Genomic DNA, 6,998 nt, shown 5'->3' with positions numbered 1-6,998 from the left:
CCGCGCGCTGCTGATCCTCGAGGACGGCACCGTCCTGCGCGGCAGCGCCTACGGCGCGCGCGGCGCCCGTCTGGGCGAGGTCGTCTTCGCCACCGGCATGACCGGCTACCAGGAGACCCTCTCCGACCCCTCCTACGCCGGCCAGATCGTGGTCCAGACCGCTCCGCACATCGGCAACACCGGCGCCAACGCCGAGGACATGGAGTCGCGGCGGGTGTGGGTGCGCGGCTACGCCGTGCGCGACGCGAGCCGGCTGTCCTCCAGCTGGCGCGCCGAGCAGTCCCTGGACGAGCTCCTCGTCGGCAGCGACATCGTCGGCATCTGCGACATCGACACCCGCATGCTCACCCGCCTGCTGCGCGATACCGGGTCGCTGCGCGGAGGCATCTTCTCCGGTGACGCGCTGGAGGCCGGCGAGGAGGAGCTCCTCGAGCAGGTCCGCCGACAGCCCTCCATGAGCGGCTCCAGCTTCGTCGACGAGGTGACCATCGCCCAGCCCGTCGTCCTCGAGCCCGAGGGCGAGGCGATCGGCACGGTCGCCGCCGTCGATCTCGGCATCAAGGGTGCCTCTCCGCGCAGCATGCTCGCCCGCGGGATGAGGGTGGCGCTGCTGCCGGCGACCACGACCCTGGAGGACCTGCTGGCGCTCGAGCCCGACGCGGTGTTCTTCTCCAACGGCCCGGGCGACCCCGCCGCCGCCGAGGACCAGGTCGAGCTGCTGCGCGGCGTCCTGGACGCCGATCTCCCGTTCTTCGGGATCTGCTTCGGCAACCAGCTGCTGGGCCGGGCGCTGGGCTTCGACACCTACAAGCTGAAGTTCGGCCACCGCGGCATCAACCAGCCCGTGCTGGATCGCGAGACCGGCAAGGTCGAGATCACCGCCCACAACCACGGCTTCGCCGTGGACGTCCCCCTGGAGGGCGAGCACGTCGCCCCGTACGGAGGCGGCCGCTACGGCCGCGTCGTGGTCTCCCACGTCGGCCTCAACGACGACGTCGTCGAGGGGCTGCGCTGCCTCGACCGTCCAGTCTCCTCCGTCCAGTACCACCCCGAGGCGGCGGGCGGCCCGCACGACGCCTCCTACCTCTTCGATCGCCTCGCCGAGGTGGTCGCCCAGCACCGGGACGGCCGCCCCGTCCAGCCGGTCCGGTCCGCTGAGGCCGCCGACAACGCACACAAGGAGTCCTGATGCCCCGTCGCTCCGACATCTCCTCCGTCCTCGTGATCGGCTCCGGGCCGATCGTGATCGGGCAGGCCGCCGAGTTCGACTACTCCGGCACCCAGGCGTGCCGGGTGCTGCGCGAGGAGGGCCTGCGAGTCATCCTCGTCAACTCCAACCCGGCGACGATCATGACCGACCCCGGCATCGCCGACGCCACCTACGTCGAGCCCATCGATCCGGACATCATCCGCTCCATCATCGCCGCTGAGCGACCCGACGCGATCCTGCCCACCCTCGGCGGGCAGACCGCGCTGAACGCCGCCATGTCCCTCGCCCAGAACGGTGTCCTCGAGGAGTTCGGCGTCGAGATGATCGGCGCGAGCCTGGACGCGATCAACAAGGCCGAGGACCGCAGCCAGTTCAAGGAGGTCGTCGAGCGGGTCGGCGGCGAATCCGCGCGGTCGCGGATCTGCCACACGATGGACGAGTGCGTGGCCGCCGCCGAGGAGCTCGGGTACCCGATGGTGGTGCGTCCCAGCTTCACCATGGGCGGCCTCGGCTCCGGCATGGCCTACGACGAGCAGGACCTGCGGCGCATGGCCGGTGACGGCCTGCACTACTCGCCGACCACCGAGGTGCTCCTGGAGGAGTCGATCCTGGGCTGGAAGGAGTTCGAGCTCGAACTCATGCGCGACCACCACGACAACTGCGTGGTCGTCTGCTCCATCGAGAACGTCGACCCGGTCGGCGTGCACACGGGCGACTCCGTGACCGTGGCCCCCGCGCTGACCCTCACCGACGTGGAGCTGCAGAAGCTGCGCGACCTCGGCATCGGCATCATCCGCGAGGTCGGCGTCGACACCGGCGGCTGCAACGTGCAGTTCGCGACCCATCCCGAGACCGGCCGCATCGTCGTGATCGAGATGAACCCGCGCGTCTCGCGCTCCTCGGCCCTCGCCTCCAAGGCCACCGGGTTCCCGATCGCGAAGATCGCCGCGCGCCTGGCCATCGGCTACACCCTGGACGAGATCCGCAACGACATCACCGGCACCACCCCGGCGAGCTTCGAGCCCGCCCTGGACTACGTGGTCGTCAAGGTCCCGCGGTTCGCGTTCGAGAAGTTCCCCGCCGCCGACCCGACGCTGACCACCACCATGAAGAGCGTCGGTGAAGCCATGGCGCTGGGGCGCAACTTCACCGAGGCCCTGGGCAAGGCGCAGCGATCCCTCGACGTCAAGGGCGCCTCACCGAGCTACGCGGGAGAGCCGCCGTCGATCTCTGAGGTGGCCGAGCTGATCGAGACCACGCGCACCCCGACCGACACCCGCCTGGTGGCGATCTCGCGGATCCTGTGGGCCGCCGCCGAGGGGGTGGTGGACCCGGTCGAGACCGTGGATGCCCTGGTCGAGGCCACCTCCATCGACCGGTGGTTCCTGGACCAGATGCTGCTGGTCGCCGAGATCGCGGCCGAGCTGCGCGGCTCCCCGGTGCTGGACGCCGAGCTGCTGCGCCTGGCCAAGCGCCACGGGCTCTCCGACGACCAGATCGGCCGGCTGCGCGGTCAGCACGGAGACGTGGTCAAGGGCGTGCGCGAAGCCCTCGGGATCAACCCCGTGTTCAAGACGGTCGACACCTGCGCCGCGGAGTTCGCCTCGCGCACCCCGTACCACTACTCGAGCTACGACCAGGAGACGGAGGTCGAACCCCGCGAACGGCCCGCCGTGCTCATCCTCGGCTCCGGGCCCAACCGCATCGGCCAGGGCATCGAGTTCGACTACTCCTGCGTGCACGCCGCGATCGCCCTCGGGGACCGGGACCTGCCCGGCGGCGGGTACGAGACGGTGATGATCAACTGCAATCCCGAGACCGTCTCGACGGACTACGACATCGCCGACCGTCTCTACTTCGAGCCGCTCACCTTCGAGGACGTCGTCGAGGTGTACGAGGCGGAGAAGGCCGCCGGCCCCGTCGCCGGCGTCATCGTCCAGCTCGGCGGGCAGACCCCGCTGTCCCTGGCCCGCCGTCTCGAGGAGGCCGGGCTGCCCATCATCGGCACCAGCCCCTCGGCGATCGACCTCGCCGAGGACCGCGGCCACTTCGGCGCCGTCCTCTCCGACGCCGGCCTGCCCGCCCCGCCGTACGGCACGGCCTGGGCTCTCAGCGATGCCAGCGAGGTCGCCGCGGCCATCGGGTATCCCGTCCTCGTCCGCCCGAGCTACGTGCTCGGCGGGCGCGGCATGGAGATCGTCTACGACCAGCAGGGCCTGGTCGACTACGTCAGCCGGAACCTGCCCGACGGCGGCCGCGCCGAGGCCCCGATCCTCATCGACAGCTTCCTGGACACCGCCATCGAGATCGACGTCGACGCCCTGTACGACGGGGAGGAGCTCTACGTCGGCGGCATCATGGAGCACATCGAGGAGGCCGGCATCCACTCCGGCGACTCCGCGTGCACCCTGCCGCCGATCACCCTCGGCGACGAGATGCTCGAGCGCATCCGCGAGTCCACCCGCGGGATCGCGGCGGGCGTGGGCGTGCGCGGGCTGCTCAACGTCCAGTACGCCCTCTCCCAGGGCATCCTGTACGTCCTGGAGGCCAACCCGCGCGCCTCCCGGACCGTGCCCTTCGTCGCCAAGGCCACCGGGGTGCCACTGGCCCAGGCCGCGGCCCTGGTCATGGCCGGGACCTCCATCGCGGACCTGCGCCGCGGCGGAGTGCTGCCCGCCCAGGGCGACGGCACCGAGCTGCCCGACGACGCCCCGATCGCGGTCAAGGAGGCGGTGCTGCCGTTCAAGCGCTTCCGCACCCGCGAGGGCCACGCCGTGGACTCGGTGCTCGGCCCCGAGATGCGCTCCACGGGCGAGGTGATGGGCCTGGACGCGACCTTCCCGCTCGCGTTCGCCAAGGCGCAGCTGGCGATCTCGGGCCAGGGCCTGCCGACGGCCGGCTCTGTGTTCGTCTCGGTCGCCGACCGCGACAAGCGCTCCCTGGCCCTGCCGGTGGCGCGCCTGGCCGCGCTCGGCTTCGACATCCTCACCACGGCCGGCACCGGCCGCGTCCTGCGCCGGTCCGGGATCCCCTGCACGGTGCTGCGCAAGGCCTCGGAGGCCGGGAACGAGGCCAGCGTCATCGAGCTCATCGAGGCCGGCGACGTCGCCCTGGTGCTGAACACCCCCTCGGGATCCAACGCGCGGGTGGACGGTTACGCGATCCGTGCGGCCGCGACCAGCATGGACGTGCCGATGATCACCACCTTGCAGGAGTTCCAGGCCGCGGTGCAGGCCATCGAGGCCCGCCCGGTCGAGCCCTTCGAGGTCGGCAGCCTGCAGGCGCACACCCAGCACCTGCTCGACGGCCGCGCCGCGCGGGCGCTGGCATGAGGGCCTCTCCGCCGACGTTCGGTGCGCGCCTCCAGCAGGCCGTCGCCGAGCGCGGACGGATCGTCGCGGGCATCGACCCCCATGCGGGCCTGCTCGAGGCCTGGGGCCTGCCGGATTCCCCTGTCGGCCTGGCGGAGTTCTCCAGGACGGTGCTGGAGGCCGTCGACGGCCGGGTCGCGGCGGTCAAGCCGCAGTCCGCCTTCTTCGAGCGGCACGGATCCGCCGGCGTCGCGGTGCTCGAGGATCTGCTGGCCGACGCCCGCAGCAGGGGCCTGCTGAGCATCCTCGACGTCAAGCGGGGCGACATCGGGTCGACCATGACGGCCTACGCCCAGGCGCACCTGCTGCCCGGGGCTCCCCTGGAGGCCGATGCGATCACGGTGAGCCCCTACCTCGGGACGGGATCCCTGGACCCCGCCGCGGACCTGGCCGCCGAGCACGGCAAGGGACTGTTCCTGCTCGCCCTGACCTCGAATCCGGACGGGCCGCAGGTCCAGCACGCGATCACCGAGGCGGACACGCCGGTCGCGGCGGTCATCGCGCGACACGCCGAGGCGATCGGCGGCGGCACGACGGGGGAGTGGGGCAGTGCCGGCCTGGTCGTCGGCGCGACCGTCGCCGACGCGTACCGGCGACTGGGACTGGACCGCCTCGCCCCGTCGGCGCCTCTGCTCGCTCCGGGGTTCGGCGCTCAGGGCGCCGGACCTGCACAGATGTCCGAGGTGTTCGGAGAAAACGCAGGTCACGTGCTGGTCTCGCTCTCCCGCGGCCTGCTCGCGGCGGGGCCCGCGAGGGATGATCTCCGCCGGCGCGCGGACGATCTGAGCGCCCAGTTCGCCTGAGTCGTACCGGGTCGCCCAGGACCGTGCGGCGAGGCCTCGGGACCGCCGCCGGGACCGTTCCGAATCGTGTCGCGGAGGGCCCGATCTGCACCGGACCTGGGATTGTGCGTGTCAGAAGTGCGCTCCGCCACGATTTTGGGGTTACGCTCTTCCCACACGCGAGGTCCTCCCGGATCCCGCCCGTCACCAGCAAGAGAACAAGAGGTAAGAACAGTGGCTCTCCCTCCCCTCACCCCTGAGCAGCGGGCCGATGCCCTGAAGAAGGCCGCCGAGGCTCGTCGTGAGCGCGCGGCCATCAAGGCGCGGCTCAAGGACAGCGCCGGCCGCCGCGGCGAGGAGATCAAGAAGGTCCTCTCCGAGTCCGAGAGCAACGAGGTCGTCGGGCGCCTGCGTGTCGCCGCTCTGCTCGAGGCCCTTCCCGGCGTGGGCAAGGTCAAGGCGCAGCAGATCATGGAGGAGATCGGCATCTCCCCGTCCCGCAAGATCCGCGGCCTCGGCTCCCATCAGGCGGAGAAGCTCGTCGCGCACTTCTCCGAGTGACGCAGTCCGACGGGGCCGGCACCGGCTCGGTGCCGGCCCCCGTGACTGTCCTGGCCGGCCCCACCGCCGTGGGCAAGGGCACGGTCTCCGCGGCGATCCGCGAGCGGTACCCGCAGATCTGGCTTTCCGTCTCGGCCACCACGCGCCCGCCGCGCCCCGGTGAGATCGACGGCGTCCACTACCACTTCGTGGACGAGGACGAGTTCACGCGGCTGGTCGAGGCCGGCCAGATGCTCGAGTGGGCCCGCGTCCACGGTCGTCACCGCTACGGCACCCCGCGAGGCCCGGTCGACGCCGCCGTGGCGGCCGGGCACCCCGTGCTGCTGGAGATCGACCTCGCCGGTGCCCGGCAGATCCGCCGCACCGTGCCCGAGGCACGCTTCGTGTTCCTGGCGCCACCGGACTGGGACAGCCTCGTCCAGCGGCTCGTGGGCCGCGGCACCGAGAGCGCCGAGGAGCGCGAGCGTCGCCTGGAGACCGCCAGGGACGAACTCGCCGCCGAGAGCGAGTTCGACGTCACGATCATCAACGACGACGTCTCCCGCGCCACCGCGGAGCTCGCCGCCCTGCTGGGCGTGCACGAGCCCGACTGACCGCCGGGGTGCGCGAGGTCACCCGGCCCGCGCGCCGGACCCCTCGCCCGCACCGGGGTCCAGGGCGTATCCTGGACCGTCGCACGCCGAAACTCACGAAGGGACATCCGTGGCCGGAACAGTCGCTCAGCCCGAAGGCATCACGAACCCGCCGATCGATCGTCTCCTCGAGACCGTCGACTCCAAGTACGCCCTGGTCCTGTACTCCTCGCAGCGCGCCCGCCAGATCAACGCCTACTACTCGCAGCTCTCCGAGGGTCTGCTCGAGTTCGTCGGCCCGCTGGTCGACGTCGACAACCAGGAGAAGCCGCTGTCGATCGCGCTGCGCGAGATCGACGAGGGTCTGCTGACGGTCCGCGAGGTCGACGAGGAGGAGTACGCCGCCGCCAACGAGCCCGATCCGAATGCCCCGGCTCCGCTCAAGCTCGGCGACGACGCCCCCGAGATCCCGCCGACCGACCTCACCTTCTGAGACCGCCCC

The 6,998-nt window shown here is 71.6% G+C and carries 6 protein-coding genes; all 6 read left to right on the top strand.

The genetic code is table 11. The features are described from left to right. The first annotated feature begins 7 nt into the window (after positions 1-7). A complete protein-coding gene (gene carA / locus ACFQRJ_RS03990) occupies positions 8-1,189 on the top strand; it encodes a glutamine-hydrolyzing carbamoyl-phosphate synthase small subunit (RefSeq protein ID WP_377017288.1) in 1,182 nt (393 codons plus the stop codon). Further along, positions 1,189-4,542 carry a carbamoyl-phosphate synthase large subunit gene (gene carB / locus ACFQRJ_RS03985; RefSeq protein WP_377017252.1) on the top strand — a complete coding sequence of 1,118 codons (3,354 nt, stop codon included), beginning with the start codon at positions 1,189-1,191 and terminating at the stop codon, positions 4,540-4,542. Before carA ends, carB begins: the two co-directional genes overlap by 1 nt. Then, positions 4,539-5,384 carry an orotidine-5'-phosphate decarboxylase gene (gene pyrF / locus ACFQRJ_RS03980; RefSeq protein ID WP_377017250.1) on the top strand — a complete coding sequence of 282 codons (846 nt, stop codon included), beginning with the start codon at positions 4,539-4,541 and terminating at the stop codon, positions 5,382-5,384. Before carB ends, pyrF begins: the two co-directional genes overlap by 4 nt. A gap of 213 nt (positions 5,385-5,597) precedes the next feature. Continuing rightward, positions 5,598-5,924: an integration host factor, actinobacterial type gene (gene mihF, locus ACFQRJ_RS03975; protein WP_377017248.1), complete on the top strand. Its 327-nt coding sequence runs from the start codon at positions 5,598-5,600 to the stop codon at positions 5,922-5,924. After that, positions 5,921-6,517, top strand: a complete 597-nt coding sequence (gene gmk / locus ACFQRJ_RS03970; protein WP_377017246.1) for a guanylate kinase — start codon at positions 5,921-5,923, stop codon at positions 6,515-6,517. The genes mihF and gmk overlap by 4 nt, the downstream gene beginning before the upstream one ends. Before the next feature lie 109 nt (positions 6,518-6,626). Beyond that, positions 6,627-6,989 carry a DNA-directed RNA polymerase subunit omega gene (rpoZ, locus tag ACFQRJ_RS03965; RefSeq protein WP_377017244.1) on the top strand — a complete coding sequence of 121 codons (363 nt, stop codon included), beginning with the start codon at positions 6,627-6,629 and terminating at the stop codon, positions 6,987-6,989. The last annotated feature ends 9 nt before the right edge of the window (positions 6,990-6,998 follow it).

The sequence above is a fragment of the Brachybacterium sp. GCM10030252 genome (assembly GCF_042666535.1).
Classification (GTDB): Bacteria; Actinomycetota; Actinomycetes; order Actinomycetales; family Dermabacteraceae; genus Brachybacterium.
Note: the sequence above shows the minus strand (reverse complement) of the source record. Positions and strands in the feature narration are given on the sequence as shown.

Excerpts from the sequence above, each read along its gene's own strand:
- pyrF (WP_377017250.1), top strand. The coding sequence starts at position 4,539 with ATGAGGGCCTCTCCGCCGACGTTCGGTGCGCGCCTCCAGCAGGCCGTC.
- carB (WP_377017252.1), top strand. The coding sequence starts at position 1,189 with ATGCCCCGTCGCTCCGACATCTCCTCCGTCCTCGTGATCGGCTCCGGG.